This window comes from Tissierella carlieri (assembly GCF_018917285.1).
Taxonomy (GTDB): Bacteria; Bacillota; Clostridia; order Tissierellales; family Tissierellaceae; genus Tissierella; species Tissierella carlieri.
On the sequence record NZ_JAHLOH010000033.1, the window covers coordinates 97,231 to 121,068 of the forward strand.

General features: G+C 33.3%; 20 protein-coding genes and 1 riboswitch. All 20 genes read right to left on the bottom strand.

What is annotated here, in order from left to right:
* Nucleotides 1-114: 114 nt before the first annotated feature.
* Nucleotides 115-1,641, bottom strand: a complete 1,527-nt coding sequence (gene gpmI, locus KQI38_RS10585; protein WP_216559231.1) for a 2,3-bisphosphoglycerate-independent phosphoglycerate mutase — start codon at nt 1,639-1,641, stop codon at nt 115-117.
* 12 nt (nt 1,642-1,653) lie between these two features.
* Nucleotides 1,654-2,397: a triose-phosphate isomerase gene (gene tpiA, locus KQI38_RS10590; RefSeq protein ID WP_216559234.1), complete on the bottom strand. Its 744-nt coding sequence runs from the start codon at nt 2,395-2,397 to the stop codon at nt 1,654-1,656.
* A 109-nt stretch (nt 2,398-2,506) separates the two neighbouring features.
* Nucleotides 2,507-3,700 (bottom strand): phosphoglycerate kinase, encoded by a 1,194-nt coding sequence (locus tag KQI38_RS10595; protein ID WP_216559237.1) that lies wholly within the window; start codon nt 3,698-3,700, stop codon nt 2,507-2,509.
* A gap of 122 nt (nt 3,701-3,822) precedes the next feature.
* A complete protein-coding gene (gap, locus tag KQI38_RS10600) occupies nt 3,823-4,827 on the bottom strand; it encodes a type I glyceraldehyde-3-phosphate dehydrogenase (RefSeq protein WP_216559240.1) in 1,005 nt (334 codons plus the stop codon).
* 48 nt (nt 4,828-4,875) lie between these two features.
* Nucleotides 4,876-5,910 carry a sugar-binding transcriptional regulator gene (locus KQI38_RS10605; RefSeq protein WP_216559243.1) on the bottom strand — a complete coding sequence of 345 codons (1,035 nt, stop codon included), beginning with the start codon at nt 5,908-5,910 and terminating at the stop codon, nt 4,876-4,878.
* Nucleotides 5,911-6,079: 169 nt separating this feature from the next.
* Nucleotides 6,080-7,456, bottom strand: a complete 1,377-nt coding sequence (rpoN, locus tag KQI38_RS10610) for an RNA polymerase factor sigma-54 (protein ID WP_216559374.1) — start codon at nt 7,454-7,456, stop codon at nt 6,080-6,082.
* A 177-nt stretch (nt 7,457-7,633) separates the two neighbouring features.
* Nucleotides 7,634-8,575 carry an ABC transporter permease gene (locus KQI38_RS10615; protein ID WP_276515574.1) on the bottom strand — a complete coding sequence of 314 codons (942 nt, stop codon included), beginning with the start codon at nt 8,573-8,575 and terminating at the stop codon, nt 7,634-7,636.
* Nucleotides 8,568-9,674 carry an ABC transporter permease gene (locus tag KQI38_RS10620; protein ID WP_216559378.1) on the bottom strand — a complete coding sequence of 369 codons (1,107 nt, stop codon included), beginning with the start codon at nt 9,672-9,674 and terminating at the stop codon, nt 8,568-8,570. Before KQI38_RS10620 ends, KQI38_RS10615 begins: the two co-directional genes overlap by 8 nt.
* On the bottom strand, nt 9,664-11,196 hold the full coding sequence (locus KQI38_RS10625) for an ABC transporter ATP-binding protein (protein WP_276515575.1): 1,533 nt from the start codon (nt 11,194-11,196) through the stop codon (nt 9,664-9,666). The genes KQI38_RS10620 and KQI38_RS10625 overlap by 11 nt, the downstream gene beginning before the upstream one ends.
* Nucleotides 11,197-11,272: 76 nt before the next feature.
* Complete coding sequence (locus KQI38_RS10630; RefSeq protein ID WP_216559246.1) at nt 11,273-12,313, bottom strand: BMP family lipoprotein; 1,041 nt, start codon at nt 12,311-12,313, stop codon at nt 11,273-11,275.
* 451 nt (nt 12,314-12,764) lie between these two features.
* A complete protein-coding gene (locus KQI38_RS10635) occupies nt 12,765-13,064 on the bottom strand; it encodes a hypothetical protein (protein WP_216559248.1) in 300 nt (99 codons plus the stop codon).
* A 498-nt stretch (nt 13,065-13,562) separates the two neighbouring features.
* Nucleotides 13,563-14,750 carry a glycine/sarcosine/betaine reductase complex component C subunit alpha gene (grdD, locus tag KQI38_RS10640; RefSeq protein WP_216559251.1) on the bottom strand — a complete coding sequence of 396 codons (1,188 nt, stop codon included), beginning with the start codon at nt 14,748-14,750 and terminating at the stop codon, nt 13,563-13,565.
* Between the two features lie 10 nt (nt 14,751-14,760).
* Nucleotides 14,761-16,299 (bottom strand): glycine/sarcosine/betaine reductase complex component C subunit beta, encoded by a 1,539-nt coding sequence (grdC, locus tag KQI38_RS10645; RefSeq protein ID WP_216559253.1) that lies wholly within the window; start codon nt 16,297-16,299, stop codon nt 14,761-14,763.
* Nucleotides 16,300-16,499: 200 nt separating this feature from the next.
* Nucleotides 16,500-17,816, bottom strand: a complete 1,317-nt coding sequence (gene grdB, locus KQI38_RS10655; protein WP_246565771.1) for a glycine reductase complex selenoprotein B — start codon at nt 17,814-17,816, stop codon at nt 16,500-16,502.
* Between the two features lie 47 nt (nt 17,817-17,863).
* The gene (grdA, locus tag KQI38_RS10660; protein WP_094900466.1) at nt 17,864-18,337 is read right to left on the bottom strand and encodes a glycine/sarcosine/betaine reductase complex selenoprotein A; all 474 of its coding nucleotides are present in this window, start codon (nt 18,335-18,337) and stop codon (nt 17,864-17,866) included.
* Between the two features lie 80 nt (nt 18,338-18,417).
* On the bottom strand, nt 18,418-19,704 hold the full coding sequence (locus KQI38_RS10670) for a glycine/sarcosine/betaine reductase component B subunit (protein ID WP_216559259.1): 1,287 nt from the start codon (nt 19,702-19,704) through the stop codon (nt 18,418-18,420).
* A gap of 78 nt (nt 19,705-19,782) precedes the next feature.
* Nucleotides 19,783-20,100, bottom strand: coding sequence for a thioredoxin TrxA (gene trxA, locus KQI38_RS10675; RefSeq protein WP_094900464.1), 318 nt, complete (start codon nt 20,098-20,100; stop codon nt 19,783-19,785).
* Nucleotides 20,101-20,152: 52 nt separating this feature from the next.
* Nucleotides 20,153-21,091, bottom strand: a complete 939-nt coding sequence (trxB, locus tag KQI38_RS10680; protein WP_094900463.1) for a thioredoxin-disulfide reductase — start codon at nt 21,089-21,091, stop codon at nt 20,153-20,155.
* Between the two features lie 340 nt (nt 21,092-21,431).
* A riboswitch (glycine riboswitch) is annotated at nt 21,432-21,534 on the bottom strand.
* A gap of 95 nt (nt 21,535-21,629) precedes the next feature.
* Nucleotides 21,630-23,252 carry a Na/Pi cotransporter family protein gene (locus KQI38_RS10685; RefSeq protein ID WP_094900462.1) on the bottom strand — a complete coding sequence of 541 codons (1,623 nt, stop codon included), beginning with the start codon at nt 23,250-23,252 and terminating at the stop codon, nt 21,630-21,632.
* A 107-nt stretch (nt 23,253-23,359) separates the two neighbouring features.
* Complete coding sequence (locus tag KQI38_RS10690; protein WP_216559262.1) at nt 23,360-23,827, bottom strand: tRNA (cytidine(34)-2'-O)-methyltransferase; 468 nt, start codon at nt 23,825-23,827, stop codon at nt 23,360-23,362.
* Between the last annotated feature and the right edge of the window lie 11 nt (nt 23,828-23,838).

The window sequence follows — 23,838 nt, forward strand, 5'->3', positions numbered from 1 at the left end:
GTTAATTCACAATTATCAATGCACAATGCACAATTGCTAAGGAATGTTTTGGGGTCTTTATGACCTTCATTCACCGCTTTCATAATTGTGAATTGTGAACTGTGAATTGTGCATTTATTTTACAAGTGATTTCCCCGTCATTTCTTCTGGTTTTTCTAACCCCATCAGTTCTAATATAGTTGGTGCTAAATCTGCCAGAATACCTTCTTGTAGTTCTACATCCTTATATCCCACAAGAATTAATGGTACCTTGTTACTTGTATGAGATGTTACAGGACTACCATCTTCATTTATTAGCATTTCTGCATTTCCATGGTCTGCTGTAATTAATGCCTTGCCCCTCTTCTCTATAAGGAGTTCTATTATTTCTCCTAAACAGCTATCTACCGTTTCTATAGCCTTTACTGTGGCAGATACTACTCCCGTATGACCTACCATATCTGGATTTGCAAAGTTTAATATGATTAAATCATATTTATCCATTCCTAATCTATTTAATACTTCATTCTTTACTTCTATGGCACTCATTTCTGGCTGCAAATCATAGGTTGCCACCTTTGGAGATGGAATCAATGCCCTATCTTCGTTTGCATAAGGTTCTTCTATACCTCCATTGAAGAAAAATGTTACATGGGCATATTTTTCAGTTTCAGCAATTCTAAGTTGGGATAATCCCTTATTGCTAATATACTCTCCCAAAGTGTTTCTAGGTGATTCATCCGTATAAGCCACTTCTACGTTTTCTATGGTTTTATCATATTCTGTCATGGTGACATAAAAGGTATTTACTTTTTTCTCTCTTTCAAATCCCTCAAAATTGTCATCTACAAAAGCTCTAGTAATTTGTCTAGCCCTATCTGGTCTAAAATTAAAGAATATAATTGAATCATTATTATCTATAGTTGTAACAGGTTCATCATTCTCTTTTATAATAGTTGGAATAATAAATTCATCTGTAATATCTTCATTATAGGATTTCTCTATGGCTGATATTGGATTATCATTTTCATTACCTTTGCCTAGAGTAAAAGCATCATAGGCTAGCTTCGTCCTATCCCATCTCTTATCTCTATCCATAGCATAGTATCTACCAGATATAGTCGCTATTTTTCCTACACCTATTTCCTCTATTTTGGTCATTAGATCTTTTATATCTTCTTTACCTGCAGTTGGTGATACATCTCTGCCATCTAATATTGCATGTATATAAACATTATTAAAATTCTGTTTTTTCATTAGTTTCAACAACGCATATAAATGTGTATTGTGACTATGAACTCCGCCTGATGATACTAATCCAATTAAATGAACTTTAGAATTATTCTTTCTAGAATTTTCTATTGCTTCTAAGAATTCTCCTTTTTCGAAGAAATCGCCATCTGCTACAGACTTAGATATCTTAGTTAAATCCTGATATATTATACGTCCTGATCCAATATTCAGATGGCCTACTTCCGAATTACCCATTTGTCCCTCTGGGAGACCAACTGCTGAGCCACTTGCTTCCAGAATAGTATTCGGATATTCTCTAAATAACCTATCTATATTTGGTGTATTAGCTAGTGTAACGGCATTGCCGTTATATTCTTTTCCTATACCAAAACCATCAAGTATTATTAGCATAACTGGTGCTTTAACCATATTATCCTCCAATTAAAAATTTATTAAATCCACAAAATCTTCAGCAACTAGACTAGCCCCTCCAACTAAGGCACCATCTATTTCAGATTTATCCATTAATTCTTTTATATTGCTTGGCTTCACAGATCCACCATATTGAATTCTAATTACATTTTTCTTTTCACTATATTTTTCCCCTATAGTTTCCCTTATAAAAAGGATCATATCGTTTGCATCATCTGATGAAGCAGTCTTGCCTGTACCTATAGCCCAAATCGGTTCATATGCAATTACGATATTATCTAGGTCTTTTTCTTTTATTTCCTCAAAAGCTTTTAAGATTTGAGATTTGACCACATCTTTTTCTGTATTTGCTTCTCTTTCCTCTAAAGTCTCTCCTACACAAACTATTGGCTTAATATCATGGGAAATAGCAGCTTTTATTTTTTTATTTACTGTAATATCTGTTTCATTAAAATATTGACGTCTCTCAGAATGGCCAATTATTACATAATCAACCCCTAGTTCCTTTAACATCTTTGGAGAAATTTCACCTGTAAAGGCTCCATTTTCTTCCCAGTGCATATTTTGGGCACCCAGTTTTATATTAGTATTTTCTACAGCTTTTTTTACATCTTGGATAATAGTAAAGGGTACACAAAGAACTGCTTCTACGTCCTGATTTAAATTGTGGGATTTTATTCCTTCCACTAATTGTAGTCCTTCACTTATTGTATTATTCATTTTCCAATTTCCTGCGATTATAGGAGTTCGCATTAACATTACCCCCCTCTGTATTTAGTGAATAGTGAAGAGTGAATAACTAATAGTTGAAAACCCTAAAGTCCTTACCCAAAACTTTTCACTATTCACTATTAGTTATTCACTATTTATTTGTTATTGCCTCAATTCCTGGTAGAACTTTTCCTTCAAGAAATTCTAAGGAAGCTCCTCCACCTGTTGAAATATGAGTCATTTTTTCTGCATAGCCTGATTTTTCAACTGCTGAAGCTGAATCTCCACCACCAACTATAGTTATACCTTCTGATTCCGCCATAGCTCTTGCAATGGCATCTGTACCCTTTGCAAAGTTTTCCATTTCAAATACTCCCATAGGTCCATTCCAGATTACCGTCTTCGCTTCTTTGATTAGGTTTGAGAATAATTTTATAGATTCATCACCTATATCTAATCCCATCATATCCTCGGATATATTATCTATTTTAACAGTCTTAAATTCAGTATCATTTTTAAATTCTCTCGCAGCTACTACATCTACTGGCAACATTAATTTGACATTATTGTCTTTTGCTTTTTGCAATAGTTCCTTTGCTAGCTCAATCTTATCTTCTTCCAGTAAGGATTTACCAATTTCATATCCCTGTGCCTTTAAGAAAGTATAAGCCATTCCGCCACCAACTATTATGGTATCTACCTTATTTATAAGGTTTTCTATTACTCCTATTTTATCTGATACCTTTGCACCACCTAATATGGCTACAAAAGGTCTCTCAGGTGACTCTAAAGCCTTACCCATTACAGATATCTCTTTATCCACTAAAAACCCTACAGCAGAAGGTAAATAGGTGGATACACCTACATTAGATGCATGAGCCCTATGAGAAGTTCCAAAAGCGTCATTTACATATAAATCTCCTAATGATGCTAAATCCTTTGCGAAGTTTTCTTCATTCTTTTCTTCTTCTTTTCTAAATCTTGTGTTTTCAAGTAATAAAACATCTCCATCTTCCATAGCATCTATTTGTTTTTTCACCGCACTAGATACAACATTATCATCTTCTGCGAATATAACTTCTTTGTTAAGTAGTTCTGTTAGCCTATCTGCTACTGCTTTCAATGAATACTTTTTATTTGCTTCTCCCTTTGGTCTACCTAAATGTGACATAAGTATAATCTTAGCATCTTTTTCAATTAAATAATTTATAGTTGGTAGTGAAGATGTTATTCTTATATCATCCGTAATTTTACCATTTCCATCCATTGGCACATTAAAATCACATCTAACCAATACTTTTTTCCCTGTAAAGTCTAAATCTTTTAATGATTTTTTATTTAGCATTTAAATTCCCCCATCACCAAGATTATTCAATAAATAACAATAATGGTAGCCGTCCTAGCATATCAATTTGCTAGAGATTAGAGTTGCACCATTATTGTTACTTATTATATTTTGTGAAATATCTATTTGTTAGCTACTAACTTTGCAAGGTCTACTACTCTTTCAGAATATCCCCACTCATTATCATACCATGCTATTACTTTAACCATATTGTCAATAACCATAGTTGATAAACCATCTACTATTGATGAACGAGGGTCAGCAATATAATCTGAGGATACTAATGGCTCATCTGAGTAACCTAATATTCCCTTTAATTCACCTTCACTAGCTTCTTTTAATGCCTTATTGATTTCTTCTGCTGTAGCTGGTTTTTCTACTTCAAATACTACGTCTACCATGGAAACTGTAGGCACTGGCACTCTTACTGAGAAACCATTAAGTTTTCCTTTTAATTCTGGAAGCACTAATGCTACAGCCTTTGCAGCCCCTGTTGTTGTAGGAACAATATTTTGTGCTGCTGTTCTTGCACGTCTAAGATCCTTGTGTCTCTTGTCTAATATTTGTTGATCATTTGTATAAGCATGGATTGTAGTCATTAAACCTTTTTTGATACCAAACTTCTCTAATATTACCTTAGCTACTGGTGCCAAACAGTTTGTTGTGCAAGATGCATTTGAAATAATATGATGATTAGCTGGATCATATTTATCTTCATTAACACCTAATACTATAGTAATATCTTCATCTTTAGCTGGAGCAGTTATAATTACTTTTTTAGCTCCTGCTTCAATATGTTTAGATAAGCCCGCTCTATCTCTAAATGCTCCAGTTGAGTCAATTACTAATTCAACTCCTAAGTCTTTCCAAGGTATCTCAGCTGGGTCCCTATGACCTACAACTTTAATCTTTTTACCATTAATAATAAATCCATCCTCTGCTACTTCTAATGTACCATTAAATTTTCCATACATAGTATCATATTTAAATAAATGGGCTAAATCTTCTAAGCTACCTGATGCATTTATTGCCACTATTTCAAATTCATCCACACCATTTTCCGCATAAGCTCTTAATACATCTCTACCAATTCTACCAAATCCACTTAATCCAACTTTCATTGCCATAAAAAACTCCTCCTATTTATTTGTATTTTTTAGTTCTTATATTTTTAGCTACTTTGTAGCTTCATTCACAATTTCCAATATCTTTTCTGCAGCAGATTCATCTGTTATCAATGTCATATTTGAGTTCAAAGTAGATACAGAGATTATGGATTCTGCCTTTTCCTCTCCCCCTGCAACTCCAATAACATTATTTAATGATTTAAACTTTTCAAGAGATAATCCAATGGTCTTAAATTCCCAAATTTCGTTTCCTTTAATATCAAAATAATGACCAAGAGCTTCTGCTACTGCTCCCTTATTAATTAATTCTTCTATTCTTTCTTCAGATAGATTTCGTCTTTTAGCCATGGTATCTGCTCTGCCAATTCCAAATACAAGAGTATTCATATTATTTATCATTTCCATAGATTCTCTGATTTCTTCATTTTTTAACATAAGTTCTAGGGCTTTCTCTTCCAATCCATCTGGTACATATAATAATCTATATGACCCACCTAACTGCTGTCCTAATTTTGCTGCTATGGAATTGGATTGAGTCTCTACTTCACGTCCCAGACCTCCCCTTGCAGGTATAACCATTATGTCTCTGGATTTATTATCAGGAGTAATCTCCTCAGCTACTACTGCCATTGTACTTCCACCAGTTATACCAATTATATCCTTAGGTTGAATGATATTCTTCAGTACTCTAGATGTAATTTTACCCATATCCTTCAGAACCATACTGTTTTCCGTAGAATTTCCAGGTACTATAATCATTTTCTTTATTCCTAATATCTCTTGTAATCTTTCTTCTAGCTTTGGGATACCTTTTAGGTTACCATAGATTGAGTGTAAATTTTCTAATATTTTTTTTCCATCATCAGTGATATACATACCCATTAAATCTATATTTAACAGCCCTTGATTTTTGAGTATACTTACCTCATCCCTTATAGTTCTTTCCTTAAATCCTAATTCTCCTGACAAAGCTCTTCTCCCTATAGGTTGATTATAGGAAATAGCCCTTAAAATAAGATATCTTTTTTCAATTATTTCAATAATTTCTGGTGTTATCTTTTTCAATAATTCTAGTATTTCCATTAAATCACCTCATAGTAAGAAGTTTTAATTGCTTAACTGGTCATTTTTCGACCCACATATGTATTATTTGTCCCGGTTGTATTAAAGAAATGGTAGAATATAAATTCCACCACCTATAGTATATATTATATTTATTTTTTATGCAATAAGTAAATATCCTTTTTTCAAATTAATATCTTCTTCTCATTGAAGATGAAGGTATGCCTAATTCATCTCTATATTTTGCAACAGTCCTTCTTGAAATGTTTATACCCTGTTCTTTTAATAAGTCTGATATCTTTTGATCACTATAAGGTTTCTTAGTATCTTCACCATCTACAATATCTTTTAATGTAACCTTAATGCTAGTGGATGATATATCTCCCTCTTCCCCTAATATCCCAGAGGAAAAGAAATACTTTAGTTCGAACAGTCCCCTAGGAGTTTGCACGTATTTTCCATTGGTTGCTCGAGATATGGTTGACTCATGCATCTCAATATCGTCAGCTATATCTTTCAATGTTAAAGGCTTTAGTGCCTTTTCTCCTTCAATAAAAAAATCTTTTTGAAATTTTAATATAGATTCTATTACCCTTTTAATCGTGTTTCTCCTCTGCTCTATGCTTCTAATAATCCACATTGCAGAGTTAAATTTTTCATTAAGAAAATCTATAGTGTTTTTATCTCCACCTGACTTCATTAATCCTTTATAGTAATTGTTTATGTTAAGCCTAGGACCTGTAACATCATTTATGACCACAACAAATTCTCCATCTATTAATTGGATCTCAGCATCTGGAATAATATATCTTACTTCTTCATTGTTTCCTCTGAAAGACCTACCAGGCTTAGGCTCTAATCGCTTTATATAGTCACAGGCATCCTGAACTTGCTGTAAGTCAAGATTCAGTTCTTTAGCAATTTTTTGTATTCTATTATAGCCAAGATCTTCTAAATAGTCTTCAATTATTATGATAATATAGTTAGTAGCATCCTTTTTATTTCTTACTTGAATTAATAAACATTCCTTTAAATCTCTTGCACCGACTCCTGCTGGTTCAAATGTTTGAATAATATCTAATACTATTTCAACCTCATCTTTCTCGCATTTCATAAAGCTTGCAATTTCTTCTGTTGAAATATTTAAATAACCATTTTCATCAATATTCTGAATAATGTTCTCGCCAATTTTATGTTCCTTATTATCCAGAGGAATAAGACTTAGCTGTGACATTAAATGCTCTTTTAATGTGGGTTCATAAGAAACAAAGGATTCATAATTATATTCCTTTATATTTTTATCAACTTGGGGTCTATAGCTAATATCGTCGTACTTCTCTAAGTATTCCTTCCAGTCTACATCATTGTCATTAGCATATTTATCTAAGTTTTCAAATTCCTCAGAAGAACTTAATGACTCAAGCATAGGATTCTGTTCCATTTCGTTAGTTATATATTCCTTTAATTCCAGACTATTAAATTGAAGCAATTCTATAGCCTGCCTTAGTTCTGGTGTCATTATTAATTTTTGTGACTGTTCAAGAGTTAAATCATAGCTAAGTCTCATCCAGCTCAACCTTCCTAATATATAGTCTTAACTATATTATACCAAATATTCGACAAAGTACAAAATAAAAAGACAAGGAATTTTTGTGAACCTTGCCTTTTATCAAATATTTTATTATAAGCTTTTATTTTCATAATAATTTAATCAGTACTAGATTTTTATTGTCAATTGCCTTATCTACCCTTGATTTTTCTCGTAAGATAATCCATTTGCCTTAGGTCCATTACCTTCTCCTACTACAAATATTAAAGCAAGTAATGTGATTACATAAGGGGTCATAGCTAATAATGTTGATGGTACTTTTAAAGATGTACTTCCTAAATATATGGCTAATCCTTGAGCTGCACCAAATAATAAACAAGCCCACATAGCACCTTGAGGTTTCCATCTTCCAAAAATCATAGCTGCAAGTGCTATAAATCCTTGACCTGATATTAAGGTAGATCTAAAATTTGCAACTACTGCAATACTCATGGCTGCCCCACCAAATCCTGCAAATATTCCTGAAAGAATTACAGCTATATATCTTATCTTGTATACATTAACACCTAAGGTGTCTGCTGCTCTTGGATGTTCTCCTACTGAACGAATTCTTAGACCTAATTTAGTCTTATATAATAAAAACCATACTATAAATACTAGAATAAATGCCATATAAACTGTGGCATATTGATTAAATATTGAATTTAATATAGTTCCTTCTGGCAGAATATCATTAAATGGTCTTGGCATTTTATTATCTAAAGGTATAGGCTTTGTCATCGCAGCTCCTTCAAAGAAAAGTCTAGAAAGGAATAAGGAGAGTCCGGGACCTATAAAGTTAATAGCTATACCTGACACTATGTGATCTGCTGTAAAGGTAATACAAGCTATACCGTGAAGAAGAGCTAAAACCCCTCCTGCAAGCCCTGCTGCTAAAAAAGCTAGCCAAGGATTCCCAGAGTAATATCCTACTGTAGCACCTATAAGTGCACCTATTGTCATCATGCCCTCAAGTCCAATATTTACTACTCCAGCATTTTCTGATATAACTCCACCTAAGGCTGTAAATATAAGCGGTGCTGAATACATTAGTGATATTCCTATTATAATACCTATATTATCAAATATACTATTCAACACTCTCACCTCTTTTCTTTTTAGCCAATAAGCTACTTGCCATTTCAAATAATTTTGGCATTGCTACGAAAAATACTATAGAACCTAATACTATGCTTATTACCTCTGATGGAGCTTGTATGGTTGAATTAAGTTTTCCACCACCATATTTCAATCCACTAAACAAAAGTCCTGCTGGTATAGCAGCTAAAGGACTATTTCCTGCAATTAAGGATACTGCCATACCATCAAAACCGTAACCCTGAGATGCTGCAAGAATTCCTACCTGATGTTCTACTCCAAGGACCTGTGTTGCTCCTGCAATACCTGATAAACCTCCTGCTATCATCATAGATACTACAATATTTTTCTTAATATTTATTCCACCATATTCTGCTGCATCCTTATTATATCCCACAGCTTTTAATTGATAACCTAAAGTAGTATTTTTTAATATATACCATATTAGTATGGCTAGTAAAATTGCTAAAATAAATCCGTAATTTACTGGTGGATTTAGAAGATCTCTTAAAAACTTATTATTGCTCAAAACTGCCTGCCCTGCCTCCGATGCCTTCCATTGTCCTAAAACATTGATTTTAGCAGAATCTAAAACTTTATACGAAGCATCAGAATTCGGTCTTCTTAAAAGTGGAAAAGTAAGGAAATAATTGTTAAGATATAACGCTATCCAATTGAGCATTATAGATGAAATTACTTCATTAACTCCAAACTTTGCCTTTAACATCCCAACAATTCCCGCCCATATACCTGCAGCTAATGCGCCAACTAAAATAGCAACTAATCCATGGATTACTGGAGGTAAATTTAGTAAATATCCTGCCATCATTGCAAATAATGAACCAATAATAAACTGCCCCTCTGCACCTATGTTAAATAATCCAGTTTTAAATGCAAATGCAACTGATATACCAGTTATTATTATGGGAGTAGATCTAATAATAGTCCAAGAAATATATTTAATATTTCCAAATATCCCTGTAAACATTATCCAATAAGCCTCAATAGGATTAAATCCTGATATCAGTAGAATTATTGCTCCTATTACCAAACCTAGTAATACAGAGAATAGGGTAACTAAAAATTTGCTATTCTTCATCTTCTTCATTATTTGCACCTCCTCCGGCCATTAATAGCCCCAACGTTCTTTCATCTGCATCCTTAGCATCTATTATATCAACAATTTTACCTTCATAAATAACAGCTATTCTATCGGATAGATTAATTACTTCATCAAGCTCAAAAGATATTAAAAGAACTGCCCTCCCATTATCTCTTTGTTCAATTAGATACTTATGAACGTATTCTATGGCACCTACATCTAGCCCTCTAGTAGGCTGAGCTGCTATTAATACCTCTGGATTATTCGTGATTTCACGAGCAATAATCACCTTCTGTTGATTACCTCCAGACAATGCTCCTGCTTTCTGTCCATGATTTCTTGGTCTTACATCAAATTTCTCAATTAATTTCTCCGAAAAATCTTCTATCGCTTTATGATTCAACCTGCCTTTTCTAGAGAAAGGCTCTTTATGGTAATTTTCTAATATCATATTTTCTGCTATTGTAAAATCTAATACCAAACCTCTTCTTTGTCTATCCTCTGGAATAGTACTTAACCCAGCATTTATAATTTCAAAAGGAGATTTATTTGTTATGTCCTTTTCATCAAAGATTACTTGTCCAGATTCAATAGGTCTAAGTCCCGTAATTCCTTCTATAAATTCAGATTGACCATTTCCATCTATTCCAGCAATACCTAATATCTCACCTGAATAAATATCTAAAGATAAATTATTTACTGCATTTAATTTTCTATTATCTTTCACAACAATATCCTTAATATCTAATACCTTTTTACCTCTGTTTACATTTTTTTTATCTACAGTAAAACTTACCTGCCTGCCAACCATCATTTCAGCAAGTTCTTCTTCATTTACACTTTCAACTTTTACCGTATCAATTTTTTTACCTCTTCTAATAACTGTACAGTAATCCGCCACAGCTTTTATTTCCTTCAACTTATGAGTAATTATAATAATAGTCTTTCCTTGACTAGCTAAAGATCTCATAATGTTAATTAATTCATCAATCTCTTGAGGTGTAAGTACAGCAGTTGGTTCGTCCAATATTAAGATATCAGCACCCCTATATAAAGCTTTCAATATCTCAACTCTTTGCTGCATGCCTACAGATATATCTTGTATTTTTGCATTTGGGTCTACAAATAATCCATATTTCTTAGATAATTCTTCTACCTTTTTCGTTGCTCTTTTAATATCTAATACTGGTCCATTAGTTGTTTCCATACCTAATATAATATTTTCTACTACTGTAAAGGTATCTACTAGCATGAAATGCTGATGTACCATTCCTATACCATGCTTTATAGCTACATTAGGATTAGTAATATTTATTTTTTTGCCATTTATATAGATTTCACCAGAAGTTGGTGTATAAAGGCCATAGAGAATATTCATCAACGTACTCTTCCCTGCGCCATTTTCTCCTAATAGGGCGTGGATCTCACCTTTATGGACTGATAAATCAATATTATCATTGGCTGTAAAACTGCCGAATTTTTTAATTATGTTTTTCATTTCTATTACTTTCATATCCATTTTTCCAGTGGTCAACAGGTCTCCCTCCCATTTAGACTTAAGCAGCTCAGACTAAAGCCTGAGCTGCTAATTTTTATTATTTTAGACCTTCCATGAATTCATTATAAGTTTCTTCGTTAAATGGAACAACGATTTTTCCATCTATGATATCTTTCTTAAGTTCTTCTACTCTATCAAGAATTTCCTGCGGCACATGTTTATTTGATGTAGGAGCTATATCTACAGCACCATTATCTTCTAAACCATATTTTACAGTTGTACCACCAGCAAATTTACCATCTTTTAAATCCTTGACTACATTATAAATACCTACGTCTACACGTTTCATAGCTGATGTTATAACATGGTCTGGAGCTAGATAGTTTTGGTCTCTATCCACACCTATTACTTTTTTATCTTGTTCTTTAGCTGCTTCTATAACACCGTCACCTACTCCACCTGCTGCATGAAATACTATATCCATGCCTTGTTGATACATATTAGAAGCTATAGATTTACCTTTTGCTGCATCTGAGAAAGAGTCGGCATATTGAGATAATACTGTAATTTCTTTTCCTAATTCCTTAGCAGCATATTGAACTCCTGCTTGGTATCCATAGTCAAATCCCCAAATAACATCTCCTGGTATTCCACCTACAAATCCTAATTTATTAGTTTCAGTCATTTTAGCTGCAATATATCCAACTAAGAAAGAAGGTTGCTCAGCTTTAAATACTACTCCTACTACGTTATCTGGAGTCTCATCACCATAATCGAAGTCAACGATACCATATTTAATCTCTGGATTTGCTTTAGCAGCAGCTAAAGTAGCATCTGCTAGTTTATATCCTACTCCCCAAATCATGTTGTTACTCGCATCTAATAATGTTTCAAAGTTTGGAGCATAGTCTGCATCTTGCTTTGATTCTTGGTAGCTTACTTTTATTCCTAAATCTTTTTCTGCTTGCTGTAAGCCTTCCCAAGCTGATTGGTTAAATGATTGATCATTAACTCCACCCTCATCTGTAACCATAGCTACTTTAAGAGCTGATGACTTACCTCCACCTGTACATGCTGTTAATGTAAGAGATAAAACTAAGATTAATACTAATGATAACACTGATAATTTTCTCTTCACTTTTTTATTCCCCCTCTTAATTTTTATTAACTCATATAGTATTATTAAAAATAGTACTATATAATTACCTTTTTAAACAAGATTAACTACAATATAATTATAATGTATACTATTAATTATTTCAACATAAAAAGCTTCAGGTTACCTCTAATTCTGAAGCAATAGCTTAATATAGAAAATATTGAACTTGCTATGAAGGTGATTTTCTTATATAAAAAATAGTTACTAAAAGTCAAGTGTTTTGTATTCAATTTGTTTTTATTTTATATATTTAATTGTAAAAGTAAAGTCTACCTCTGTTCATTAAAAGGTCTGATTTAACTCTACAAGTTTCTAGCGTAAACAAACTAAAACCCTCTATATATAATTATATATAAAGGGTTTTTTGATGTCATGTACACAAATCTAAAACTAACAAAATTTATTTGTTAATTCATTAATTTGTCAATCTCTAGGGATAAATAATATGAGTTCTTGCATCAACAAATTCTTCATAACCGCATCTAGTGCAACGATTATATACATATTCGGTTACCAAAGTATATACTAGCTTTCCGTTTTCATAGTGATCTTTATAATCTCTTACTACTTTTGTTGAATAAAGATGTTTACTACAAGTTGAAGCTACTTCTACCTCACTGTTTATTGCGGCTGCCTCTACAACATTATACATTGAAGACGTTGCAAAGCTTACAGCTAGTATCGCAATTAACGTTAAGCATAGTATTACCTTGTTGACATTCTTCTTCATGGTATCCCCCCTTTTTTAAATTAGTATAAACCCATTTATATTATTAAATAGATTTAAACTCTGTGTTTGTAAAGCTTTCAATAGTTTTAAAATAAAAACTCTAATCCTTTTTTATGGTATAAATAAGTCATCAAACTAAAACTACCCTAGAAATGTTAATAGTTCTGGACTCAATTATATCATATTTACTTCCATAATAATTAATCTCTAATTTCTACTATTCCCCAATTAATTTTATTTATTATTAAATATCTATCTAAATAATCACAAAGAATATTATTTATGTCCTCAATGTAAACAATTTATAATTTAAAATTTAATCGAGACTATATCTTTTAGTCTATGTTTTGTCCATTAGTTAATGCTATTGTGTTATATTATAGTCCATTGAGAAATGTTTGTCAATGTTTTCTGATAATTTATGTTGATAAGTAAATTTTTATTTAATTGCAATTATTTCGCAAGAAAAAGCTCCAAGTTTCCTTGGAGCTTTTAGTCCTAGCATGGATCAGCTTCGCCTACATCATAACCAGCTTTTGCTAATGCTTTGGTAGCTTCGTTTAACTTAGCTTCGTTTACCATTACTATTGGTCCTGTACAACCCATTCCAGACTCAGCATAGATACCTGCTTTCCATAAAGCTTGAACAGCATCTTCTAATTCCATAATATCTATACCATTAATAGTACCAGTTACGGTTTCAGCTGGTGGTGCTTCTACAGTTTCTTCTTCCTTAGCCTCAGCCTTTTTAGTGTCCTTTGTAAGACCTTTTAATATATCTTTAAGTCCAGCTTTGTTAGCTTTTTCAAATTCTTCCTTAGCAATTTTAGTTACGTTCCCTCTTACTAATGATGCAGCATAACCAATTGCATTAGAAACTACTGGAGTACCTGATGCTCTTGAAAGAATAAGGATTGTTCTATCATAATCCTCTCCAATACCAGGTCCATATCCAAAGCCTTGAGCTTCATAGCTTCCACCTGTTGCAAATGAAGAGAATACTTTCATTAAAAGATTTCCTGTTAAAGTATCAGTTATCATTATATCTGGTGTACCTGTTAATAGATCATTACCTCTCATTACTGAGCCACCATCTGCTCTTCCTGATTCAGTAAAGTTAACTGGATATCCTTTACTACTTAAATCTTTAAAAGCTCTCTCTACTTGTCTTGCACCATCTACATTTAAGATACCTACAGTTGGATTTTCTATTCCCATAGCTTTTGCTGCTATAATACCATAGATACCATTCTTAACCATAGCTTCAACTCTGTGTGGTGATGATGTTCCAGTGGTTGTAGCTAAGAACATTTCACGACCTCTACCTGGAGTTATTACTCTACCAACAGTAGATACACCTATTGGGAAGTTATAGTGCATAGTAACGCATGCTCCTATTTCTCCACTATCAAGTAATTCTTCCATTTTCTTATGTTGAGCATCTTCGCCTTCAACATTGTATTGAGTAAGTTTAGAATCAACCTTTGGTCCAATTAGTACTACTTCAATGCTATTGTCTCTAGCTTGAGCCATTTCAGCACCTTTAACTATATTGTCAATACCTAGCTCTGAGCCAGCTACGGTAATACCTACTCTTACTCTCTCTCCAAATTGGCCAGTTTGCATAGCATCAGCGATATCGTTAAATACCTTACCGATCATGCTTTTTATATTATTATCTGCCATATTATCACCTCTAATCTTGAAGTAGATGAGAAGCAAAATCTCTCATAGCTTCTGCTACAAGTGTTCTAACTTCTTCTTGTGATACACCTTTACCTTCATCTAACTTTCCAGTATTCTTTTCCATAACTATTGATGTACCATCGAATAGGTTAGTCATTCTACCTAAGAATAAGCTTCCCTTTCCTACGATCATCGCTCTATTTATTTCACCTGCTAACATAGCTTCTCTAGCAAATCCAATATATGGTGCTCCTGAAGGAATATGTCCTTGAGTTGGTGCCCATCCCTCCATACCATGTTTTTGAATAAATCCATCTATACCAGTTCTTTCTACTTCGCCTCTCTTAACTCCTAGAGCTGCAATCATCTTATAGTTAGCTGCTGGAACGTCTCCTGCTCCTGCTGGTTTTGTAACATCTGGATTTTGCATTTCTACTGAATACTTATCTATATCAGTTACTTTTAATCCTGCTTTATCAAGTGGTGCTGTAACTAATGAAGTAACTACTGCTTGTGGTGATGAACCAGTACCTACAGTATGTCTACCAACTAAGTCAGTTCTAAGAACTGGGTTTACTCCATCGTTTTCTGCTATTATAACTGCAAATCCACCTATAACGTCTTCTAATATAGGCATACCTTTCTTCACATGGTCTTTACCATTCATACCTAATTTAGCTGTACATCCGCCTGCAACTACCATTACCTTTTTATAAGTTCCTGCTTGAACTAATGAAGCTGCTGACACAATAGCATGAGCAGGTGCAGCACAGAAACCTCTTAGGTCAGAACCTGTAGCATTTGTAAGACCAGCCATTTCAGCAACTGCTTTAGCAAAGTTACCGCCACCTCTTTGGTTCATATCTCCACATGCTTCTTCTGAACACTCAATTACATATTCGACTTCTTCAGGTTGTAAATCATTTTTAGCTAAGCAATGTAATGCTGCTAATACTCCTGACGCCTTTGTAACTAAGTTTTCAAACATAACATGAGCTGTTAAGTTAACATCTACATCATGAGCTCTCTTTACACAACCTACTACTTTTTTATCATTATATAGCGGTTCTGCATGTTGCTCGTTAATATATTTTTCAATATCTGCTAATTCTGCACCATCTTTTAATTTTGCAACAAACTCATCTTTAATTAATGGATGAGCTTCTAATTTTGGTTTAATTTGTGCTGTAAATTCTTTGGATAATAACACAAGATCAAATACGTCTACTATTTTAATTAGACCTATAAATTCATCTTGTGGCATTATTTCACCAAATTTTCCATCTCTTTTTGCATCTGCTACATCCTTATCATACCATGGTTGCTCAACTGTTTTAAGTTCCTCTGGCTTATGATTTCCAATATATACTTGGTTTGGTAAATAGTTAACTGATTCTTCATAACTACGTATATGATTTGGTAGCTCTTTTAAATATTCTGAATCTGGATGTAATAATCTTTCTGTTGTCTGAGTTGTACCATTGTGAATAATCATATCTGGTGCTTGCATCAAAACATAAGATGTTCCTTTTACTACTGAATAATTCATATGTCCACCTCCATAAATTTTGGTATGTACTTTGTTTTTTAGAAACTTTGCTTATAACGAATAGAAAAGTTTTTCTTTATTATTTTTAAATTTAAACTTTTCGTAAATGAGTTTTAAGCAAAGTTTCCTTTTAATGCTTATTAGAAACTTTGCTTATAAAAGGGTGATAAGAAGAATCACCCTTTTATAAATTTTATTAATTATTTTTTTACATCAAATACAGTTTGCTCTGTTACTTCAGTTGTTAGAGCTTCTAATGCTCTTTCAACTAATTTTCTTCTAAGAGCTTTCTCATCTTTAGGATCTAGTTTTGGATCTCCTAATGGGTGAGGAATAGCTATTGTTGGAACTATTCTGTTAGCTCCTACTGTTAATGAAATTGGAACTACTGTACACATGTGAACTACTGGAATACCAGCACGCTCAACTTCTTTTACCATTGTTGCACCGCAACGTGTACAGGTGCCTCAGGTAGAAGTTAAGATAACTGCATCCACGCCATCAGCTTTAAGTTCTTTACTGAATTCTTCAGCAAATTTCTTTGAATTCGCTACAGCTGTACCATTACCTACAGTTGAATAATAGTATCTGTGTAGTTTTCCAATTTTTCCTTCTTTTTCTAAGTCACGTAGAACGTCAACAGGGATAACTCTGTCTAAGTCTATATTAGCATAAACTGGGTCATATCCACCATGAGCTGTTTCTCCGTTTGTTTCATTTAAATCATCTATACCTTCAATATCATACTTGCCATATTTTTGAGCTGAGGATGATTCTATATGGTCTGGGTTTCCTTTTGGAACTGCCCCACCTGATGTTACTATAGCAATAGTAGCCTTAGTAATATCTTTTACTGCTGGGTTAGGATCTACTCTATCGAAGTTTGGCATTGGGAATTCAGTTTTGTATTCTTCCTTAGCCATTTTCTTTAGAAGCATTTCTACCGCTCTCTCAGAACCTCTCTTATCAGTGAAGTAATTCTTTCTGATACCTCTTTCTAAGTATCCTTCTTCTTCTGGAGAACCGATTTCTTCCCCTCTAGCTAGTTTAAGTGCTAATGGAACCATTTTCTTAACTGCGTCTCTCATTCCAGCAGCTGAGTCCCTTGTGGAAACTACATAAACTGCTTTCTTGAACATATCAGCACCTGGGTTTTCTATATACATACCAGTTAAAGCTGGTATACCTAATTCGTTTTGCACTGCCTCTGTTATAGTACCTGCGGCAACACCATATCTACCTGCATTAAATGCTGGTCCAGCAATGAATAGGTCTGGGTTATATTTTTTAACCATCGCTAATACTTCTTTTTTAGCCTCTTCTAGATTTTCACCAAAATAGCTATCACCACAAATAACTGTAGCTACTATTTCAGCATTATCTCCGAATCCTGCTTGAAGAGCTAGACCTGGCCCTAATACTTCTTCTCTTACTTCTGGTCTGTGGTCAGCTTTTTCTTCTCCACCTATACCAGCGAAGAATTGGTTGATATAATGAACAACTTTTAATTTCCCCATTTGTTCCCCTCCTCTCATATATTTCGTATCGGGATTTTATTTAATCATTAAAATTTTGTAAATTCATCTCTCATAGCTTTAACTTCTTCAATAATTGAATCAACATCTAGAACCATTTCCATCATACCAATTTGCTCATCATATACATCAGCATCTACTGATTCTTTGAATTCTGGTTCTACTGCATGATATACTTTAAGTCCCAACGGAACTCCTGCTAATGGACCTGCGAAAGTTGGGTCTCCTGCTGTAACTGTCTCAGCTGCTAATCCTGCTGATTCAGCTTCTGCACCACCGATTAATACGATCATATTTTCTGCACCGTATTTTTCAGTTAAATCTTTAACCCTTTTTTGATTTTCTAAGTCCATTGCGCCTGCAGCCGTTCAGACAAAACATTCTGTTGCTGAAAATACTACTTCTGCAGGAGTGGTCTTTATACATTCTTCCATAGCTGGTCCTGGTATACCATCTCTGTCTCCAATAATGATAACTTTTGAGTTTTCATTAAAAATTGACATCTAGCCACTTCCTTTCTTTGTTATATTCTTTAATCTTTTGTATTATATTTTAATTTTTTTGCATATATTTTTATATAAAATTAGAAACCTTTTGCTGACATTTTATTGAAACCAACTTCATTAGTTGCACCTGTAATAGCTTGGATCTCAACTGTGATTGTACCATCAGCTGCTAAACTTCCATCAAATCCACCAGCTATAATGTCAACATAATCTAAAGTCCCGATTACTTTGTCCATCTTTGGTAATACAATGATTTCATTAGCATTACCACCTGTAACTACTGCATTAGCTGAAGGATCAGCATCTGCTAGAGATTGGCTGGCACCATCTCTACCTGCATATTCGTCAGTAATTATTACAGTATCAATGCCTTTTGCTTCTATCTTCTTAGTGTTCATTATAAGGTCAGTATCTGGGTTACCGAAACCTTCTTGTGAAACTATAACTCCATCAAGTCCTAGATATTCAGCAAGTTTTGCTGTCCAGTTTGATGATCTTTCTTTATCAGCTAAATAAACGTTTTCATTTGTGATTATAACACCTACAAAGTTAAGCGTTTTTCCGTGTTGAGCTAGAAGATCATGAATAACTGGGTTATTCATTTGATGGTAAGTTGTATTCTTATCACAAGCAGATACACAGTTACCACTTACAATTGCACCATCCATAATTTCTGTTGGATACATTATAGTTGGTACAATTTGCTTAGCATCTACTCCATATACATAAGTGTCATGAAGTAATCCTTGTGTTTGAAGCATTTGAACATATCCAACCTTTGGAAGATTAGGATATTTTTCAATTCCTTTTAAGAATGGGTCTACTTCATATACTTCTACTGTATCTGGTGTTAATGATTTTGCGGTTTCTGCAAGATAAGCTGCTGCTTTAAATCCTGCGAATCTTACTGCTCTCTCATGATCGTGTTGCTTTAATCCTTCTACAGGTTCACATTTTAATACTAAGTTAATTGTTTTAGAGAATGGAGTAAAATCTGCTCCAGGTCCTGTCATGTCCACAATACCTTCTTGGAAACCAACGATTTTACCAGTTGTCATAACAACACAACCTTTTAATACATTGGTTTTTCCTGAACCTACAACATCAACCTTTGATAATATTCCTGGGAATACACCTCCTGGACCTTCCACTTTAACTCTTGGTTCTACTACGTCCTTAACAGGTGTAATTCTAACACTTTCACCAGGTTTTGCAATATCTACGTCTACTGATGTAAGGTGCTCATCTTCTTTAATTAAACTGATTAACTCTTCTTTGTTAACAGTTAGCACCCCATTTTCAATTTTGGTTTCATTACCAAATTGAACATCTTTAATTAGCACATGGCCTAATTCCAGACGCATAAATTCACCTCCTCTTATTTTAGCAAGTATCTATATCTCAATTCTGGGCTCAAGGCCCAGAATTAAAACCTTAATTAATTAAATATATTTTTTAATTAATTCTTCAACTGATTCTTTTGTAGCTTCATCAGCTACTACTGCATCTATTCTTTCTCCACCTTTGTAGATAGCGATTACAGGTAATCCCATAACCTTTTGTCCAATTGCAAGTCTTCTTGCTTTTGTAATATCCAATGATGTAAATTTGATTTTATCACCATATTGTTCTTCATAAGCGTGAACATGTGGCATAAGTGCTTTACATGGTTCACATGTTGGTCCCCAGTAATCTACTAATACATATCCTTCTGCTTGTAATACTTCTGCTTCAAAATTGTCCTTATTAAGTTCTAACATTTATTATACCTCCTAATATTATTTTTAAGCATTACTAGTCTGCCATTATTTATTAGTCTTCAAAATGCTCGTTTATATATTTTTCAGCTTGAACAGCAGCTATAGCTCCATCTGCAGTAGCTGTAACTACTTGTCTAAGTGACTTAACTCTGTTATCTCCAGCAGCAAAAATTCCAGGTATATTAGTCTTCATATCATCATCAGTTTTTATATACCCATTTTCCATATTAATTATTCCATCAAATAATTTTGTTGCTGGATTATATCCTACGAATACGAATACTCCAAATGTACCGTCATCTTCATCTGCAAATATTTCTGTTTCTTCATTAGTTTTAACATTTTTAACTATCATTGACTCAAGTATACCATCACCTTTTAATTCAGTGATAACTGAATCCCACATGAAATTCATTTTTTCATTTTTAAATGCTTTTTCTTGAATTGATTTAGCTGCTCTTAACTCATCTCTTCTATGAACGATAGTTACTTTTCTAGCAAATTTTGTTAAATACATAGCTTCTTCAACTGCTGAATCTCCTCCACCTACTACAAACACTTCTAAGTCTTCGAAGAAAGCAGCATCACATGTAGCACAGTAAGAAACTCCTCTGCCAGTTAATTCCTTTTCTCCTGGACATCCTATTGGTCTTGGAGTTGCACCTGTTGCAATAATAACTGTTTTTGCTTGATATTCTTCTTTTGCACCTTTTAAAACCTTAATTTTGCCTTCTAGTTCTACGGATTTGATTTCATCAATTATTCTTTTTGCACCAAATTCATTAACTTGATCTACCATTCTAGCTATTAAAGATGGTCCGCTAGCATGCTCTATAGAACCTGGATAGTTAGCAACTTCGTCAGTTGTCTTTATTTGTCCACCTTCGCCTTCTTTTTCGATAATCAAAGTATTAAGTCTTGCTCTTGATGCATATAGACCTGCTGCTAAACCTGCTGGACCTGCTCCTATGATTATTACATCATAAATCATTTGTCTTCCTCCCTTGAAAATATTTTTTTATGTAGTTCTCTAATATGGCATTTTTGCCAAATTATATTGATAATATTCCATTTTAAAATATTATTCATTTTCATTGAAGAACTAGTATAATTTTTATCAATTACATAAATCTAATTATAAACTCAACGATTTAAGAAAATCAATATAAAATTTAAATATTTGTAGTAGCTTAAAATAATTCTTTTAATTATTTAAGAATAAAAAAAACAGAATAAATAGGTCTAAGTAGGCCTACTTACTCTGTTCATTTACCTGAGAGATTCTCCAATATTTGGATTGCTCCTTCGGTGCTTTTCGCTTTCCAGAGTTCTGTCACAATACGGTCCTTTTGCCTGAGAGTTTCATTGTGGATCGGCTACCCATCAACTTGTTCCTTCGGCGCCATATAACATGGTCTCTTCCGCATTAGTCATCCAGATAATGTAATATTTTGATACTTTTTTCACAGTTCATTAACATTATAATATATAAAATATAATTATACAACCCCTTTTTATATTAATATTTTTTATATATTCCTAGGCTTTGTTTTATAGTTATCAAGTACATATAATGCTATATTAGAGCAGTGATCTGATACTCTTTCTAGATTAGATATAGCATCTAAAAATATTATTCCAGGTCCTGTTGAACATAAACCTTTATTTAATCTATCTATATGATTAGTTCTATTTTTTGTTTCCAATGCATCCACTTCATCTTCTATAACTAAAACTTCCTTAGCTAAAGCTTCGCCATTTGTCTTAAATGCTTCCATTGCCTTCTGAAATCCCTGCTGACACTTACCAAATATCTCATGTAGCTCATCTATAGCTTCCTCTGTAAATTGAAGATTACCCTCCATTCTTTCTTCGGCAAGTTCAATTATATTTTCAGCATGGTCTCCAACTCTCTCTATATCATTTATATTATTGAAGAATACATTGACCTGATTATGTTCTTCATCTGATAATGGTGCATTTGAAAGTCTTACTAGATAATCAGTTATTTCTCTTTGCAACTTATTTATTTTTTGTTCCTGCTCTAGTGCTGGTTCTATTTCATCATATTTCCCTTCCACAAAGGCTCTTCGGGCTTTTCCTAAGTTATCCTCTACATAACTACCCATTCTAGCAATTTCTTTTCTTACTTGACCTAATGCTATAGAAGGAGTTTCTATGATTCTGAAATCAAGGAATTTTGCTTCCTGTCCTTCTAGCTTATCATCCCCCGGAACTATAGCTTTAGCTGCCTTAACTAGTAGTCCAGCAAAAGGCAATTGAATTAATACATTTATTAGATTAAATAAAGTATGAGCATTAGCTATTTGCCTTTGAACATCATTTGGAGACAATTTAGTTACTATATTTTGAATTGGTGTCTTTAAAACAGTCATAAATATAATTGTACCAACTAAATTAAATAAAAAATGTATGATAGCTGCTCTTTTTGCTGTCTTATTTGCCCCAACTGACGATATCATAGCAGTTGTAGTTGTACCAATATTGTCACCGAAAAGGATTGGAAAAGCAACATTAATATTTAGTAAGCCTTGCCCAGCTAATGCTTGCAATAAACCTATAGAGGCACTACTGCTTTGAACAATAGTTGTAAGACCTAAACCTACTAACATAGCAAGAACAGGATTTTCTAAACTAACCATAATATTACTAAAGGCTGGTAAATCAGCTAAAGGTTTCAATCCACTCCCCATCATATCCATACCAATAAATAATATACCAAACCCAATAAGTATTTCAGCCATGTTTTTAGCTTTTTTCTTGGAAGTTGCAATCCAAATTCCCACGCCTATAGCTACTGCTAAGGGTGCATAATCTGTTAAATTAAATGCAATCAACTGGGCAGTTATAGTTGTACCTATATTTGCACCCATAATAACACCAACTGCCTGATATAAAGACATAAGACCTGCATTAACAAATCCTATTACCATAACTGTAGTAGCAGAACTACTTTGAACAACCATAGTCACCAATGTACCAACTATAACACCCATTAATCTATTGTTAGTAAGTACTTCTATCAATTTCTTTAGTTTTTCACCTGCAGCTTTTTGAAGACCTGTTCCCATTAAGTTCATTCCATATAAAAATAATCCAAGTCCACCAAGTACTGGTAGTGCTATATCCATAATTAACCTCCTAGACAAATTTATTGACCTATTTATTCTTTTGTTGAACTATTTATTCTAAATACATAATATCATATTTTATTCAATTATTATCATCAAATAAAATATTATTCTATATTGGGAAAATCTAACTGTCTTAAAGCTTCATACAATATAATATTAACTGAATTTGCTAAATTTAGTGATCTCGCTATATTGCTCTTCATTGGTATTCTAATACCCTTCTGGAGATTCCCATCTAGTATTTCATTAGATAATCCCTTTGTTTCCTTTCCAAATACAAAGAAAGATTCATCCTTATAGCAATTTTCAGCATAATTATTTTTTGCTTTAGTAGTAGCATAATAAAATTCACCATTAGGGTACTTTTCCAATACTTCAAAAAAACTATTATAATAATGTATTTCTACTAAATTCCAATAATCAAGTCCTGCCCTTTTAAGAGCTTTGTCATCTACAGAAAATCCTAAAGGTCTTACTAAATGAAGCACTGTCCCTGTAAGGGCACAAGTTCTAGCAATATTTCCTGTATTTGAAGGTATCTCTGGTTCTACAAGTACTATATGTAGTGCCATAATTAAGTCAC